Origin of the sequence: Nocardia sp. NPDC004068, from assembly GCF_042874315.1 — a bacterium.
Taxonomy (GTDB): domain Bacteria; phylum Actinomycetota; class Actinomycetes; order Mycobacteriales; family Mycobacteriaceae; genus Nocardia.
The window spans coordinates 122988-137065 of the sequence record NZ_JBIAMW010000018.1 but is presented as its reverse complement, the minus strand read 5'-3'; the positions used below and the strand labels follow the sequence as shown (position 1 = coordinate 137065).

At 68.6% G+C, this 14078-nt stretch carries 15 protein-coding genes and 1 rRNA gene; 3 read left to right on the top strand and 13 right to left on the bottom strand.

Annotated features, from left to right (window positions below; all coding sequences use genetic code 11):
* From ACFYTQ_RS33270 to ACFYTQ_RS33250, 5 genes are all read right to left on the bottom strand, one after another.
* Positions 1–82, bottom strand: a 16S ribosomal RNA gene (locus ACFYTQ_RS33270); the annotation flags it as partial.
* 497 nt (positions 83–579) lie between these two features.
* Complete coding sequence (locus tag ACFYTQ_RS33265) at positions 580–1002, bottom strand: DUF4189 domain-containing protein (protein ID WP_387369484.1); 423 nt, start codon at positions 1000–1002, stop codon at positions 580–582.
* Between the two features lie 102 nt (positions 1003–1104).
* On the bottom strand, positions 1105–2247 hold the full coding sequence (locus ACFYTQ_RS33260) for an alpha/beta hydrolase family protein (RefSeq protein ID WP_387369482.1): 1143 nt from the start codon (positions 2245–2247) through the stop codon (positions 1105–1107).
* 223 nt (positions 2248–2470) lie between these two features.
* Positions 2471–4096 carry a chaperonin GroEL gene (gene groL, locus ACFYTQ_RS33255; protein WP_387369480.1) on the bottom strand — a complete coding sequence of 542 codons (1626 nt, stop codon included), beginning with the start codon at positions 4094–4096 and terminating at the stop codon, positions 2471–2473.
* A gap of 180 nt (positions 4097–4276) precedes the next feature.
* Entirely contained in the window at positions 4277–4567 is a 291-nt protein-coding gene (locus ACFYTQ_RS33250; protein ID WP_387369478.1) for a hypothetical protein, read from the bottom strand.
* 94 nt (positions 4568–4661) lie between these two features.
* On the opposite strand from ACFYTQ_RS33250, the gene ACFYTQ_RS33245 reads away from it, so the two are divergent.
* On the top strand, positions 4662–5429 hold the full coding sequence (locus ACFYTQ_RS33245) for a trans-aconitate 2-methyltransferase (protein ID WP_387369476.1): 768 nt from the start codon (positions 4662–4664) through the stop codon (positions 5427–5429).
* Here ACFYTQ_RS33245 and ACFYTQ_RS33240 read toward each other — a convergent pair.
* The 7 genes from ACFYTQ_RS33240 to ACFYTQ_RS33210 all read right to left on the bottom strand — a co-directional run bounded on the left by ACFYTQ_RS33240 (position 5426) and on the right by ACFYTQ_RS33210 (position 11536).
* Positions 5426–6157: a Clp protease N-terminal domain-containing protein gene (locus ACFYTQ_RS33240; RefSeq protein ID WP_387369474.1), complete on the bottom strand. Its 732-nt coding sequence runs from the start codon at positions 6155–6157 to the stop codon at positions 5426–5428. The two genes, ACFYTQ_RS33245 and ACFYTQ_RS33240, sit on opposite strands and share 4 nt — an antisense overlap.
* A gap of 61 nt (positions 6158–6218) precedes the next feature.
* Positions 6219–6632 carry a hypothetical protein gene (locus ACFYTQ_RS33235; protein ID WP_387369472.1) on the bottom strand — a complete coding sequence of 138 codons (414 nt, stop codon included), beginning with the start codon at positions 6630–6632 and terminating at the stop codon, positions 6219–6221.
* Positions 6633–6692: 60 nt separating this feature from the next.
* The gene (locus tag ACFYTQ_RS33230; protein WP_387369470.1) at positions 6693–7649 is read right to left on the bottom strand and encodes a helix-turn-helix domain-containing protein; all 957 of its coding nucleotides are present in this window, start codon (positions 7647–7649) and stop codon (positions 6693–6695) included.
* Between the two features lie 207 nt (positions 7650–7856).
* Positions 7857–8210, bottom strand: coding sequence for a UBP-type zinc finger domain-containing protein (locus tag ACFYTQ_RS33225; protein ID WP_387369468.1), 354 nt, complete (start codon positions 8208–8210; stop codon positions 7857–7859).
* Entirely contained in the window at positions 8210–9676 is a 1467-nt protein-coding gene (locus tag ACFYTQ_RS33220) for an ATP-binding protein (RefSeq protein WP_387369466.1), read from the bottom strand. The genes ACFYTQ_RS33225 and ACFYTQ_RS33220 overlap by 1 nt, the downstream gene beginning before the upstream one ends.
* An 11-nt stretch (positions 9677–9687) precedes the next feature.
* Positions 9688–11361 (bottom strand): FAD-dependent oxidoreductase, encoded by a 1674-nt coding sequence (locus ACFYTQ_RS33215; protein WP_387369464.1) that lies wholly within the window; start codon positions 11359–11361, stop codon positions 9688–9690.
* A gap of 31 nt (positions 11362–11392) precedes the next feature.
* Positions 11393–11536 (bottom strand): hypothetical protein, encoded by a 144-nt coding sequence (locus tag ACFYTQ_RS33210; RefSeq protein ID WP_387369462.1) that lies wholly within the window; start codon positions 11534–11536, stop codon positions 11393–11395.
* 205 nt (positions 11537–11741) lie between these two features.
* On the opposite strand from ACFYTQ_RS33210, the gene ACFYTQ_RS33205 reads away from it, so the two are divergent.
* Complete coding sequence (locus tag ACFYTQ_RS33205) at positions 11742–12191, top strand: SRPBCC family protein (RefSeq protein WP_387369460.1); 450 nt, start codon at positions 11742–11744, stop codon at positions 12189–12191.
* Positions 12188–12883: an SIMPL domain-containing protein gene (locus ACFYTQ_RS33200; RefSeq protein ID WP_387369458.1), complete on the top strand. Its 696-nt coding sequence runs from the start codon at positions 12188–12190 to the stop codon at positions 12881–12883. The genes ACFYTQ_RS33205 and ACFYTQ_RS33200 overlap by 4 nt, the downstream gene beginning before the upstream one ends.
* 3 nt (positions 12884–12886) lie before the next feature.
* Here the strand turns inward: ACFYTQ_RS33200 and ACFYTQ_RS33195 are convergent, their stop codons facing one another.
* Positions 12887–13915 (bottom strand): beta-ketoacyl-ACP synthase III, encoded by a 1029-nt coding sequence (locus tag ACFYTQ_RS33195; RefSeq protein WP_387369456.1) that lies wholly within the window; start codon positions 13913–13915, stop codon positions 12887–12889.
* Between the last annotated feature and the right edge of the window lie 163 nt (positions 13916–14078).

The window sequence follows — 14078 nt, the reverse complement described above, 5'->3', positions numbered from 1 at the left end:
CCGAAGGGCCTTACCGCTCGACTTGCATGTGTTAAGCACGCCGCCAGCGTTCGTCCTGAGCCAGGATCAAACTCTCCGTTGAAGACTCTCAACCACGCCCAAAAGGCGCAATCGGAAGTATCTCGAACCAGAGTCCGAAAACCTAACTATAAAAACGCCAGCCGGAAATTAGCTGACAAAAATGCCTGTCCCTCACACGGGGGTATGAGGAACAGAACCAAAAATATTTGGCACTGACATTCATCGACACACTATTGAGTTCTCAAAGAACACACGCACACACAATCTCCCAGGCTCTTCACCCGCTCGATCGTGAGGCAACTTTTCCAGCTTAGCTCAGCCCTGGACTCCGATCCAAATCGGGGTCTCGGTCGAGCCAGTGTGATCGTCAGGCGCCTATCGTACATCCTCGTGTCCCCGGCCTTTCGGCCCGGGTCGGTGTCCGTGTCGCTCTGACCTGGAATAAGTTACGTGCCAACCACTTTCGATGTCAAATCGCCTGGTCACACGCCCAATCGCGATCATGGCCGAGAATGGCGAAAGCCGGTCCGCCCGCGGCGAACCGGCTTCGGATTCGGATCAGCCGTTACAGGCCGAGTGGCTGATCACGGCGGGCCCCGATCCCTCGGAACTCAGCGACGGCGGGTGGCCCGGTCCGAGCGCCGCGATCGCGTTCCGCTCGGCCTCCGCTCGGGTCGCGCCCGTTCCCACAGCGTGAATGTCGTCGCGCCGGGAAATGGCGGCGCAGCCGTCGACCGCCCGCACCACGACCACACAGCGCGGCGCGCCCTCCTTCGCGCACTCGTCCCGCGCGTCCGCGTCCGCACTGGCCTGATCCGGGTAATTGAAGGCGGTGCCGATACTCCAGCCGTCCTCCATCGCACCCGACAACGCCATGGCGCCGTACAGGTGACCGTCCGGTCCCCGCTCCGCCTGAGCGGGCGCGGCGACGGAAACGAGAGCACCCGCGCACGCGACCACTCCCAGGGCAATCCTGCCCATCGAAAACATCGTGAAAACCCCTAACGATGGCCCCCGATTGAGGCCAACCGGCAATCATGCAGGACACGGCCGAAAATGTCCACCCCCCAAGGCATCTCGGGCTCACCCGGTGCGCCAGGCCACCTCCGGCCACTGCCCGCTCGGAACCGACTGACCGAGCAGGGCGCCCGCGAGGAACTCCGCTACCAGCGCGCACGTGATCTGGGCGGCCCGGGGCGCGGGGAGCGTGCCGCACAGGTCGGACTGACCGCCGAAGGCGCACAGGTCCGTGGGTGAGTAGTGGCCGCCCCCGCGCACGGTCGCCAGGCGGAACGGGCCGGTGGTTCGGGCGCGGAAGCCGATCCAGGAGGCGTGGACCATATCGCCGTAGGCGACGACCTCCACGGGCCGATCGACCCCCGCCTGCTCGACCGTCGAGCCGTCGTGCCAGCCCGCCGAGCCGTCCAACACCACGCCGGCGCGAATTCGGTTGTCCGCCACCATGGTTGCAATGGTGGTGTAGCCGCCGTAGGAGTGTCCGGCCATCGCCACCCGCCCGAGGTCGAGATGGTCTCCGACGACAGGCAGCGTGGCGAGGCGATCCAGGACCAACCGCGCGTCCGCGACGCGGGTGTCGAGTTCGGCCGCCATGTAGTCGTCGTTGTCGATATCGGGGGCGGTGCCCGTCACCACCCGGCCGTCGGGGAAGGCCACGGCGGGAGACTCCCCCGTGTGATCCATGACGATCGCGGCATACCCGCGGGAGGCCAGATCCGCGGCCAGCCCCGACATGATCCACCGCGGTGCGCCGAGGCCCGGCGAAATGAGCACGACCGGAAGGCGATTCGCGCCGCTGTCCACGGCGGCGGCCTCGATCGCGGCGGAGCGGGCGCCCAGCATGGCCGCGACCGCCGTGGGTGTGTGCAGCCAGTCGGCCGCTCGGGTCACGACCCGGAGCTGCACGTCCGAGGTGGTCGCCGGGACGTAGGCCGCGGGCGTGTCGTCCGCCTCGGAAGCGCCGGCCGCCGGATACCAGACCGACACCATCAGCGCTCGGCTCTCGTCCCCCACCTCGACATCGACCCGTCCTACCGCGTGCGGACCGACCGGGTCGGCCAACGGCGTGGCCCGTGTCGCCGGTAGGCGGCACGCCAGCGCGTCCGCGCCGCACAGCAGCGCGCCGTCGGCGAACGCGGGTTCGATGTGCCCGCCGCCGATCGCGAGCGCGGCGAGCACACTCACCGCCGCGACTCGGCGCGCGATCATCGGGCGGCTCCGAAAACCAAGCGCGCGAACGTGTTCGGCACGATTCATCTCCCCTGTCGACGGCCCACCGGGATCGAGGCCGACGGATGATCATCTCCGACCGCGTACGCGTTGTCCAGATGTGTTCTCGCCCAATCATTTCGGGGAGGTAAACACCGGAGGCCGGTCCACTCGAACGAGTGGACCGGCCTCCGGATCGAAAAGAGGTGCCGGGTGGCAGGACTCAGAAGTCCATGCCGCCCATGCCGCCGGTGGGATCGCCCGCGGGAGCGGCGGTCTTCTCCGGCTTGTCGGCGACGACCGCCTCGGTGGTGAGGAACAGGGCCGCGATGGACGCCGCGTTCTGCAGGGCGGAACGGGTGACCTTGACCGGGTCGGCGACGCCGGCGGCCAGCAGGTCCTCGTAGACGCCCGAGTCGGCGTTGAGGCCCTGGCCGGCGGGCAGGCCCGCGACCTTCTCGGCCACCACGCCGGGCTCCAGGCCCGCGTTGAAGGCGATCTGCTTCAGCGGGGCGGCCAGCGCGACCTTGACGATGTTCGCGCCGGTGGCCTCGTCACCCTCGAGCTTCAGATCCTCGAGCGCGGGGCCGGCCTGCAGCAGGGCCACACCGCCACCGGGGACGATGCCCTCCTCGACGGCGGCCTTGGCGTTGCGCACCGCGTCCTCGATGCGGTGCTTGCGCTCCTTGAGCTCCACCTCGGTGGCGGCGCCGGCCTTGATGACCGCGACACCGCCGGCCAGCTTGGCCAGGCGCTCCTGCAGCTTCTCGCGGTCGTAGTCCGAATCCGAGTTCTCGATCTCGGTGCGGATCTGCGCCACGCGACCCTGGATGGCGTCGGCATCGCCCGCGCCGTCGACGATCGTGGTCTCGTCCTTGGTGACGACCACCTTGCGGGCCTGGCCCAGCAGGTCCACGGTGGCGGTCTCCAGCGACAGGCCCAGCTCCTCGCTGATGACCTCGCCGCCGGTGAGGATGGCGATGTCGGCCAGCTGCGCCTTGCGCCGGTCGCCGAAGCCCGGGGCCTTGACGGCGACGGACTTGAAGGTGCCGCGAATCTTGTTGACCACCAGGGTCGACAGGGCCTCGCCCTCGACGTCCTCGGCGATGATCAGCAGCGGCTTACCGGCCTGGATGACCTTCTCCAGCAGCGGCAGCAGATCCTTGACGGTCGAGATCTTCGAGCCGACCAGCAGGATGTACGGATCCTCGAGGACCGCTTCCTGACGCTCCGGGTCGGTGACGAAGTAACCCGAGATGTAGCCCTTGTCGAAGCGCATGCCCTCGGTCAGCTCCAGCTGGAGGCCGAAGGTGTTGCTCTCCTCGACGGTGATGACGCCTTCCTTGCCGACCTTGTCCATGGCCTCGGCGATCAGCTCACCGATGGACGGGTCGCCCGCGGAGATCGCGGCGGTGGCGGCGATCTGCTCCTTGGTCTCGACCTCCTTGGCCGAGTCGAGCAGGCGCGCGGTGACGGCCTCGACGGCCTTCTCGATGCCGCGCTTCAGGCCCAGCGGGTTCGCGCCCGCGGCCACGTTGCGCAGGCCCTCGCGCACCAGCGCCTGGGCGAGCACGGTCGCGGTGGTGGTGCCGTCGCCCGCGACGTCGTCGGTCTTCTTGGCGACTTCCTTGACCAGCTCGGCGCCGATCTTCTCGTAGGGGTCCTCGAGCTCGATCTCCTTGGCGATGGACACGCCATCGTTGGTGATCGTGGGCGCGCCCCACTTCTTCTCCAGAACGACGTTGCGCCCCTTCGGGCCCAGCGTCACCTTGACAGCGTCGGCGAGGCTGTTCAGGCCCCGCTCGAGGCCGCGGCGGGCCTCTTCGTCGTACGCAATCGTCTTGGCCATTGCGTTGAGATCCTCCAGATCAGGGGATTTGACACGATCTGGCCAGGTTCGGTGCCCGCGACGGACGAGCAGGGTGTCGTGGATCCCGCTCTCACCATCCCGACCTGGCACTCACAGGTCGAGAGTGCCAGCTCCCTTTTTAGCACTCGCGTGTACCGAGTGCAAGGTTGGTCCAGGATCTCACGTATCGGTGACGCGCAGGGCGAGTGCCAGGAACGCGTCGGTGCGGCGTTCCTCCGGCGAGCGCGGTTCGCCGCGGTCGATGGTGACCTGCTCGGCGTCGTTGAGCAGCAGCTCGGCCTCGATGCGCATGATGGCACGGATGAAGGGCGGCGCCACCTCGGGCGGGAGGTCGCCGTTGACGATGTAGCTACCGTCCGGACCGGTCTCGGTCTGGACATATGTGAGCGCCCGCAGCAGGTCGGAGCGTAATTCCCCTGCTATTAGGTCGGAATCGCGATCATCCGCCATAGCGACATCGTATCCGGACAACGCTTGCAATCTCGCATCCGGGCAATACAGTACGTACGTACGGTTTGGTGAATGCGACCCTTTGGAGCCTCCGATGTGGGATCCCCAGCAGTATCTGGCCTTCGACGACCACCGTTCCCGCCCCTTCTTCGAGTTGCTCGCCCGGGTACGCGCCGAGCACCCTCGGCGTGTCGCGGATCTGGGCTGCGGCCCCGGCCACCTCACCGTGGCGCTGCGTGAGCGCTGGCCGGAGGCGGTGGTGGAGGCGTCGGACTCCTCGCCGCAGATGGTGGCCGCCGCCCGGGCGCGCGGGATCACCGCGGAATTGCTGGACGTGCGCGACTGGCGGCCCGAACCGGATACCGGTGTCGTGGTCTGCAACGCGGTCCTGCAATGGGTGACCGGGCATACCGCGCTGCTCACCGAGTGGGCGCGGGCGTTGCCCGCGGGCGCCTGGCTGGCGATCCAGGTGCCGGGCAACTTCGACGCGGCGTCGCACCGGTGCATCCGGGAGCTGGCGGGCGCGGACGCCTGGCGGGAACGGCTCGAACCGACCGGGGTGACCCAGGCGCGCAATGTGCTCGATCCGGAGGGGTACGCGAGCGTGCTCGCCGCCGCGGGATGTGCCGTAGACGCTTGGGAGACAACGTATTTGCAGCGCCTGACCGGTCCCGACCCGGTGCTGAAATGGGTTTCGGGCACCGCGCTGCGTCCGGTGCGGGCCGTGCTCGACGACACCGAATGGGAGCGGTTCACCGGGGAGCTGGGTGCCATGCTGCGGGCCGCCTACCCGCAACAGCCCGACGGGACGACCTGGCTGCCGTTCCGCCGGGTGTTCGCGGTCGCCCGAACCGCCGACTAGTCCGCCGATCCGGCGGGCGACTGATCGGCGACGAGCGACCGCAATTGCGCGGCGATGTCCCGTTCGAGGGTGTCGCGCACCAGGCCCAGACCGGACAGCGGGCCGGTGCCGTTCTCCAGTTCGAGCAGGGCCAGCAGGATGTGCTCGGTCCCGATGTAGTTGTGCCCCAAGCGAAGTGCCTCGCGGAAGGTGAGTTCGAGGGCCTTGCGGGACTGCGCGCTGTAGGGAATGAGCGCGGGCAGCTTCTCGGTGCTGGCGGGCGGCAGGGCCGCGGTGGCGACGCGACGCACGGCGTCCAGACTCACCCCGTGGGCGACGATCGCGTGCGCGGCGAGGGATTCCGGGCCGGCGATCAGGCCGAGGATCAGGTGTTCGGGATGGATCTCGGCGTGCTGCCGGTCGCGGGCCTCCTCCTGGGAGAGGACCACCACCTTGCGGGCGCGGGTGGTGAAGCGCGCGAATCCGGCGCTGGGGTCCATGGCCGCATCGGCCTTGGGCACGAAGCGTTTCTGCGCGGCCTGCTTGCTGACGCCCATGCTGCTGCCGATATCGGTCCAGGACGCGCCGGAGCGGCGGGCCTGGTCGACGAAGTGGCCGATCAGGTGATCGGCCACATCACCCAGATGTCCGGCGACGACCACGGCGTCGGACAGCTGCTCGAGCACATTGTCGGGACGGGCCTTCTTGATGCCATCGATCAGATCGTCGAGGCGGATGTTCTGCGTCATGCGTCAACTCTAAGTTGACAAACAGAGCTACGTCAACCAAAAGTTGACGACGGGTCGAGCCCTACCGCGCGGCGACCCCGATGGCGACGGCGACCGGCTTGTCGGCTTGACTCGACGCCAGGCACACCAGCTTCGCGGTGCCGAGGGCGAGGCTGGGGTTGCCGTCCAGTTTGGAACCCGGATTGTCGGCGAGGACCTGATCGATCACGGCCTTCTCCGATTCGGCGTCGAGGGTCTTGAACTGCGCGCAGGTCGTCTGCGAGCCGAGGCCCTGGGCGCTGTCCTTCGGCGCCTCGCTCGGCGGCTCGATCACCGTGAACGTGGTGGTGGGCGCGGCGGAGGTCGGCGCGGCGGCCGTGGTGGTCCCGTGCTGATGGTCGTGGCCGTCGTGACCGGACGAGTCGTTGCCGCCGCAGGCGCTCAGCGGCAGGGCCAGCGCGGCCACAACGGCGGCGGTCGCCGAAAGTCGTTTCATCACCGTCGATTCCCCATGGTCTCGAGCGCCCGGCGTGTCCGGCGCGCGTCGCAGAGTACCTCAGGGCTCGGTGAGCGCGGATCGCCGCCATTCGCTGGGTGACAGGCCGTACGCGGCGCGGAAGCGCCGGGCGAAATGCGAGGGATCGCGGAATCCGCAGATCCGCCCGACCGTGGCGATCGAGCGGTAGCCGATGTCGAGCCGGGCCAATTCGGCGCGGGCGCGTTCCAACCGCTTGCCGATGATCCACTGCTCGAGGCTGAATCCGCTTCGGCTGCACAGCTTGTAGAGGTGCCGCACCGAGATGTGCTGGGCGCGGGCGATGCGCTCGGGGCTCAGCTCGGCATCGGACAGATGCTCGAGGACATAGCGGCGGATCCGGGTGAGCAGAACCGTGTCGGGCAGCGACGCGCCGTCCGGTTCGGATCCGATCGCGGACAGCAGCAGGGCCCGCACCATTTCCGTACAGGCGTCGCCGAGGGCGGCCTGCGCGGGACCGACGGGCATGTCGTCCAGCGAATCCACCAGGGCCGCAAGGTAATCGGCGACCACCGAATGCAGCGGCGAGGACGGCACGCACAGCAGTGCCCGGCGCAATGTGTCCGACGGCAGGCACAGCGGTTCCACCGGAACCTGCAATGCCAGCGCGCGACAGTCACCGCCCCAATGAATCTGGTAGGGGTTGTTGAGGTCCACGACCACGAACCGGCCGGGATCGCCCACGCTCGGATTGCCGTGCTGTTCGTAGAAGCCGCGGCCCCGCTGTTGCAGGATCAGGGTCAGGACCGCGGCCGGGGAGTCCTTGACCTGCCGGGCCGTCCGCACGATGTGCATGTCGCGCAGCTGCGAGCGATAGACGGTGGCGTCCCCGAGTTGCCAGATCTCGTACCGCCCGCGCACCGATTCGGGATTGTCGAACCGGACGTGCGAGGGTGCGGAACTCTCCTCGGTGAGCGTGACCAGGGCGTCCACCCGGTCCCCGGGGTCGAGCGTGTCGGTATCGAGAACAATGGTCATCGCACCCTCCGGTGGAAACACCCGTACTCGAGGTTCGCTGGCGGTCGCGGTGCACGGACGGTCCACAGGCGTGCACGCACAGCCCATTGTGGGTCACCGTCGGGCCGTATGGTCCAAGAACCGGGAACGATCCTGGCAGATGTTCCGGTACTGACAGTCTGCTGCACGTTCGACGACACCACGTTCGTGCAGCAGACCCGGGCGGTCTCAGTGGATGTGCTCGCGCCAATCCGCCGGAACCCGCTCGCGCGGCCCCGGCACCGACTGCTCACGCGGATGATGGTGCGGCGGAGCGAGTTCCGGGCCGCCGGTGAGGGTCTCCTCGCGCCGGAAGTCCCAGAACCAGTCCTCACCCGGCTCGTAGCTCTGGATGAACGGGTGCCCGGTCGCGGCGAAGTGCCGGGAGGCGTGCTGGGCGGGCGAGCTGTCGCAGCAGCCCACGTGCCCGCACTGCGCGCAGCGCCGCAGATGCACCCACCAGCCTTGTGCCGCTTCGCATTCCACACAGCCGGGCCCGCTCGGCGGGACGGCCGGATCGATGCCCTCGATCGCTTCGGACATTACTCACCTCCGGTATCGGTATCGGTAACCGCTTGCGCCGCTTCGTTTTTCAGGGGCAGCCGGACGATGAACCTGGTGTCGCCCGGTACCGATTCCACCCGGATGTCGCCGCCGTGCTTGTTGGCCACGATCCGGAACGAGATGTCCAGGCCCAGGCCGGTGCCCTCGCCGACCGGTTTGGTGGTGAAGAACGGCTCGAAGATGCGGTGCCGCAGGTCTTCCGGGACGCCGGGCCCGGTGTCGCAGATCTCGACCGCGACGCAGTCGTTCTCGCGGTAGGTGCGGACGGTGAGGGTGCCGTGGCCGTCCATCGCGGCGACGGCGTTGTCGATCAGGTTGGTCCACACCTGGTTCAGTTCGGCCGCGTAGCACGGCACCGGGGGCAGCGTGCGGTCGAACTCCTTGACCACGGTGATGCCGTCGCCGATCTTGCGGGCCAGCATCACCAGCGTGGAGCCGAGCAGTTCGTGAATGTCGACCACCTGGAAGGGGGCCCGGTCCATCTGCGAGTACTGCTTGGCGGCGTTCACCAGTTTCGAGATGCGCGCGGTCGAGTCGGTGATCTCGTTCATCAGCAGCTCGGTCTCGACCGTGTAGTTGAGCCAGCGGATCGCGCCCTCGAACACCGAGGTCTCCGCGCCCTCCAGCGTGGCCGCGACCTTCTCCAGCCAGTCGATGTCGAAGCCCGCCTGCACGAAGGTCGGCGCGATGTCCCAGCCGTTGGCGATGCCGTGCCCGGACAGCCACTCGCCGAGCTCGTCCTCGCGGTCGGCGGCCTCGAGCGGGGTCAGGTCGGGGGCCTTGGCGACCTGGGTGGCCGCCTCCTCCTGGAGCTGGACCAGCGATTCGAGCGAGGCCGGATCGAATTTGCCGTGCGCGATCATCTTCAGCTTGTGCCGCATCCCGGCGACCCGATCGCGCAGCGACGAGGTGGCCCGCACGGCGGCCGCGGCCGGATTGTTGAGTTCGTGGGTCAGGCCCGCCGACAGCGAACCCAGCGCCAGCAGCCGCTCGCGCTGGCCGATGATCTCGTTGGCGTTGCGGTTGCCGAAGAAGATGCCCTCCAGCAGATGCAGGGCCATCGGGAACCATTCCTGCATCATGCGCGAGAAGGTGCCCGCGTCGAGGACGAAGAACCGCGACGGCTGGGTGACGTGGAACGAGCCGGTGTAGTTCTGGTCCCCGCGATCGCCCATATAGGCCGTCCACGCCCCGGCGTAGGAGCCGCGGTGGCTGGTGCGGACCAGCTCGATCTCCTCGCCGCCGGACCGCTTGGTGAGCACCACCTCGCCGTCGAGCAGGACGTAGAAGCAGGTGGCCGGGTCGCCCTCGCGGTAGACCAGGCCGGGTTCGAACTCCTCGACGCGGCCGTCACGGCACAGCCAGGCGAGCTGTTCGTCGTCGAGCTTCTCGAACAGGAACAGCGTGCGCAATTCGTCGGGGTCACAGACCAATCGGGTGCCCATCGGCACACCTCCTACTGCTTGGCGAGGTATCGGTGGACGAGCATGACGGCCATCGCGCCCTCGCCCACGGCGGACGCGACCCGTTTCGCCGACTCCGAGCGCACGTCGCCGGCCACGAAGACGCCCGGCACGCTCGTCTCCAGATGATGCGGGGGCCGCGGCAGTTCCCAGCCCGCCGGGCGGCTGCGGTCGACCATGAGGTCGGGCCCGGCGAGCACGTAACCCGCCTCGTCGCGCTCGACCAGTCCGTCCAGCCACTCAGTCTCCGGGGCGGCCCCGATGAACAGGAACAAACGCTCGGCGTCCACCTTTTCTTCCACGCCGGTGGCATTGTTGCGGAGCACGATCCGTTCGAGGTGGTCGTCGCCGTCGGCGGCCACCACCTCGGTGCAGGTGTGCACCCGGATGTTCGGGATCTCCTCGATCTGCCGGACCAGGTAGTGCGACATGGAGTTCTCCAGCGAATCCGACCGCACCAGAATGTGCACGGCCTTCGCGTTGCGGGAGAGGAACACCGCCGCCTGCCCGGCCGAGTTCGCGCCGCCGACGATGTAGACCTCGCGGCCCGCGCAGTCGGCCGCCTCGGTCATCGCCGAACCGTAGTAGACGCCGCGGCCGGTGAACTCGTCCACGCCCGGGGCCGGATGGTGGCGATAGTTCACGCCGGTCGCGATCAGCACCGAATGGGCCGAGACCGCGCTGCCGTCGTCGAAGCGCACCAGCCGCGCCGATCCGCACACCTCGAGCCCGACCACCTCGCGCGCGGTGATCAGCTCGGCGCCGAACTTGATCGCCTGCCGCCGCGCCCGGTCGGCCAGCTGCGCCCCGGACAGTCCGTCGGGGAAGCCGAGGTAGTTCTCGATGCGCGAACTCTGCCCCGCCTGCCCGCCGGTCGCGGTCCGTTCCACCAGTACCGTGCGCAGGCCCTCCGACGCGCCGTAGACCGCCGCGCCCAGCCCGGCCGGGCCGCCGCCGACCACGATGAGGTCGTAGAAGTCGCCGGTGGGGTCGGTGTTCAGGCCCACGCTCCCGGCCAGTTCGCTGTCGGTCGGAGAGAGCAGGGCCTGGCCCGTCGGATCGATCACGACCGGGCACTGATCCTCGGCCGCCCCGGCCGCCGCCAGCAGCCGCGCGCCCTCGGGCTCGTCGGCGAGATACCAGCGATACGGTAATTGGTTGCGCGCCAAGAACTCTCGGACCTGCGAGCAGCGGGCCGACCAGCGGTGGCCGATCACCTTGGTCTCGTGCACCGGACGGTGCTCGTCCCCGCGCCACGCCTCGAGCAGCGCGTCGACCACCGGATACAGCTTCTCCTCCGGCGGATCCCACGGCTTGAGCAGGTAGTGGTCGAGGTCGACCACGTTGATGGCCTCGATGGCCGCGTTGGTGTCGGCGTAGGCGGTCAGCAGCACCCGGCGCGCGTAGGGGTGCAGGTCCATCGCCTGTTCGAGGAATTCGATGCCGTCCATGCCCGGCATGCGGTAGTCGGCGATCAGCACCGCGACCGGCTGGCCGCGCAGTTTCATCTCACGCAAAGCGTCCAGCGCCGAGGGTCCCGATTCGGCGCGCAGGATGCGGTAGTCCGCGCCGTAGCGGCGGCGGAGGTCACGCACGACCGCTCGGGAGACGCCGGGATCGTCGTCGACGCTCAGAATCGCCGGTTTGGCGGGGGCTGGGGAACTCACATCGAAAGTATGGTCGGTTCGCGCCGAGCCGTCACAGTCGATGCCGTTCCAGCAGTTCGAGTTCGCCCGGGGTCGGCAGGCGTTCGAGCCGCTCGTCGCGGTCGTTCCGCTCGATGAGCGGCAGTCGCGGAACGTCGTGCGCGTGCCGCCGAGGGAGGAGTGAGCGCAAATTCACGATCGATCACCTCGCAGTGGACTCCAGTTGCCGAACCTGCCTGATCTATCACCGCTTTCGCACCCCGTATTACAGGGTAACGACCGGGATCACATCGTGCGATGATCGGGACGAACCACGGAAAATCGAGATCTGCGTCACACCCGCTCCGCGGGGACGGCGGCTAGGATTCCCGGTACCGACCGTCACATCTCTCGGAGGCAGTGTGCCGCAGCCCTTGGAAGCCAGTATCGATATCGCCGCGCCCCCGGACCGGGTCTGGGCCGTGCTGTCGGATCTGAAGCGGATGCCGGAGTTCAGCCCCAACACCGTGCGCATGGTCCCGCTGGGCACGCCGCGCGCAGGCACCTGGACGGTCAACCTCAATCGCGACGGCCGCAAGTACTACCCGACCACCTCGCGCATCGTCCGTTTCGAGCCCGGCCGCGAGTTCGCGTTCCGGATGAACGAGAACGCCACCATCTGGAGCTACACCCTGGAGGCGACCCCCACCGGCACCCGCCTCGTGGAACGCCGGGACGTGCCCAACGGCGTGCGCAAACCGGTCCGCATGATGGTCGAGGCCTTCCTCGGCGGCGAGGCGGCGTTCGAACAGAATCTGGTCGACGGCATGCACGCCACGCTGGCGAAGATCAAGGCCGCGGCGGAAGCGTGACGCACCGGATCATCGCGGCCGCAACGGTTTTCGCGGGTGCGGCCGCCCTGCTGACCGGGTGCGGGAACTCCGGCTCCGACACCGAACGCGAGGTCACGGTCGTCGGAACCGGTGAGGTGCGCGGCGCGCCCGACACCCTGAACGCCGATCTCGGGGTCGCGGTGACCGCGAGCGACGTCTCGACCGCGATCGATACCGCGAACACCCGCGTCCGGGCCGTGACCGACGCGGTGGTCGGGGCCGGGGCGAAGCGCGAGGACGTGCAGACCACCGATGTGACGGTGCAGCCGCAGTACGGCCCCGGCCGCACGATCTCCGGCTATCAGGCCACCAACTCCCTGCACGTGGTGGTGCGCGATCTGCCCAAGGCGTCGGCGGTCCTGGCCGCGGCGGCACAGGCGGGCGGCAACGAAACCCGGGTCCAGGGCGTGTCCTTCGCGCTCGACGACAATTCGAAGCTGCTCGCCGACGCCCGCGCCCGGGCCTTCGACGACGCCAAGGCCCGCGCCGAGCAGTACGCGAAGCTGGCCGGAGTGAAACTGGGCGCGGTCAAGACCGTCGACGAAACCTCCAGTGGCGCAACGCCGAAGCCCGCGCCCCGCTACAACCAGGCACCGGCCTCGGACGTTCCGCTGGAACCGGGCACCCAGACCGTGGGCTTCACGGTCACCGTCACCTGGTCGCTGGGCTGAATGTCATTGCCAGTTGGGCAGTTTCACGACCTGCGCGGCGTAGGACAGCCCGGCCCCGAACGCGACCAGCAGCGCGTCCGCGCCGGGTTTGGTGTCGCCCCGGCGTAACAGCGCCTCCATGGCCAGCGGCACCGAGGCGGCGGAGGTGTTGCCGGTCTCCTCGATGTCGTTGGCCAGGGCGCAGGATTCGGCGAGTTTCAGCTCCCGGGCCATGATGTCGAGGATGCGGCCGTTGGCCTGATGGGGGACGAAGGCGTCGATCTCGGCGGGGGTGAGCCCGGCGCGTTCGATGGCGTCCAGGCACACCTTCTTCAGCGAGTGCGCGGCCCAGCGGAACACGGTCGTGCCCTCCATGGCCAGATACGGCCGGACCGCGTCGGTGCCCCGCTCGTCGATCTCGCGGAAGAACTCCATCCAGTCCTTGTCCTGCCGGATGGCGTGGTGCTGATCGCCCTCCGACCCCCACACCGTGGGCCCGATGCCCGGCTCGTCCGACGGGCCGATCACGACCGCGCCCGCGCCGTCGGCGAACAGGAACGCCGTGCCGCGATCCGCCGGGTTGAACGTATCGGTGAGGCGTTCCACCCCGATCACCAGCGCGTGCCCGGCGGTACCCCCCTTGACGAGATCCGAGGCCAGGGCGACCGCGTGACAGAAGCCCGCGCACCCGGCCGAGATGTCGAACGCCGCCGGGGACTTCATGCCCAGTTCGGTGGCGATCTGGGGGGCGGAGGCGGGCGTGAGCAGCAGCCATGTCGAGGTCGCGACGATGACGCAGCCGATCTGATCGGCGCTCACGCCGGCGGCGTCGAGCGCGTCGCGCGCGGCCGCCGCGCCCATCGCCAGGATGGTCTCCGAGTCCGAGGCGAATCTCCTGGTCCGGATGCCCGAGCGGGTGCGAATCCACTCGTCGCTGGAATCGATCGGACCCGCGACCTCCTCGTTGGTGACGACCCGAGCGGGGCGGTACACGCCGAGCCCGAGCATTGCGGTGTGCTCTGCCCCTGTGACCTGGGCGAGTCGACCTACCATCGTGCTTCTCCTAGGTACCTGCCAAGCACTGAACGAACCTTCATCGGGCCCTCACCGGCTCCGCGAGCCGCAGACATGAGGCCCCCTCATATTAGCTCGGAAGGTTAATCGTATGGGCGGGTATTAGCACAATCGTTTCGGGTATTGCCGGTCTGCAAGCCGG

Bases quoted from the DNA above. Each gene is read 5' to 3' on its own strand.
- ACFYTQ_RS33265 (WP_387369484.1), bottom strand. From the start codon at position 1,002: ATGGGCAGGATTGCCCTGGGAGTGGTCGCGTGCGCGGGTGCTCTCGTT.
- ACFYTQ_RS33260 (WP_387369482.1), bottom strand. From the start codon at position 2,247: ATGATCGCGCGCCGAGTCGCGGCGGTGAGTGTGCTCGCCGCGCTCGCG.
- groL (WP_387369480.1), bottom strand. From the start codon at position 4,096: ATGGCCAAGACGATTGCGTACGACGAAGAGGCCCGCCGCGGCCTCGAG.
- ACFYTQ_RS33250 (WP_387369478.1), bottom strand. From the start codon at position 4,567: ATGGCGGATGATCGCGATTCCGACCTAATAGCAGGGGAATTACGCTCC.
- ACFYTQ_RS33245 (WP_387369476.1), top strand. From the start codon at position 4,662: ATGTGGGATCCCCAGCAGTATCTGGCCTTCGACGACCACCGTTCCCGC.
- ACFYTQ_RS33240 (WP_387369474.1), bottom strand. From the start codon at position 6,157: ATGACGCAGAACATCCGCCTCGACGATCTGATCGATGGCATCAAGAAG.
- ACFYTQ_RS33235 (WP_387369472.1), bottom strand. From the start codon at position 6,632: ATGAAACGACTTTCGGCGACCGCCGCCGTTGTGGCCGCGCTGGCCCTG.
- ACFYTQ_RS33230 (WP_387369470.1), bottom strand. From the start codon at position 7,649: ATGACCATTGTTCTCGATACCGACACGCTCGACCCCGGGGACCGGGTG.
- ACFYTQ_RS33225 (WP_387369468.1), bottom strand. From the start codon at position 8,210: ATGTCCGAAGCGATCGAGGGCATCGATCCGGCCGTCCCGCCGAGCGGG.
- ACFYTQ_RS33220 (WP_387369466.1), bottom strand. From the start codon at position 9,676: ATGGGCACCCGATTGGTCTGTGACCCCGACGAATTGCGCACGCTGTTC.
- ACFYTQ_RS33195 (WP_387369456.1), bottom strand. From the start codon at position 13,915: ATGGTAGGTCGACTCGCCCAGGTCACAGGGGCAGAGCACACCGCAATG.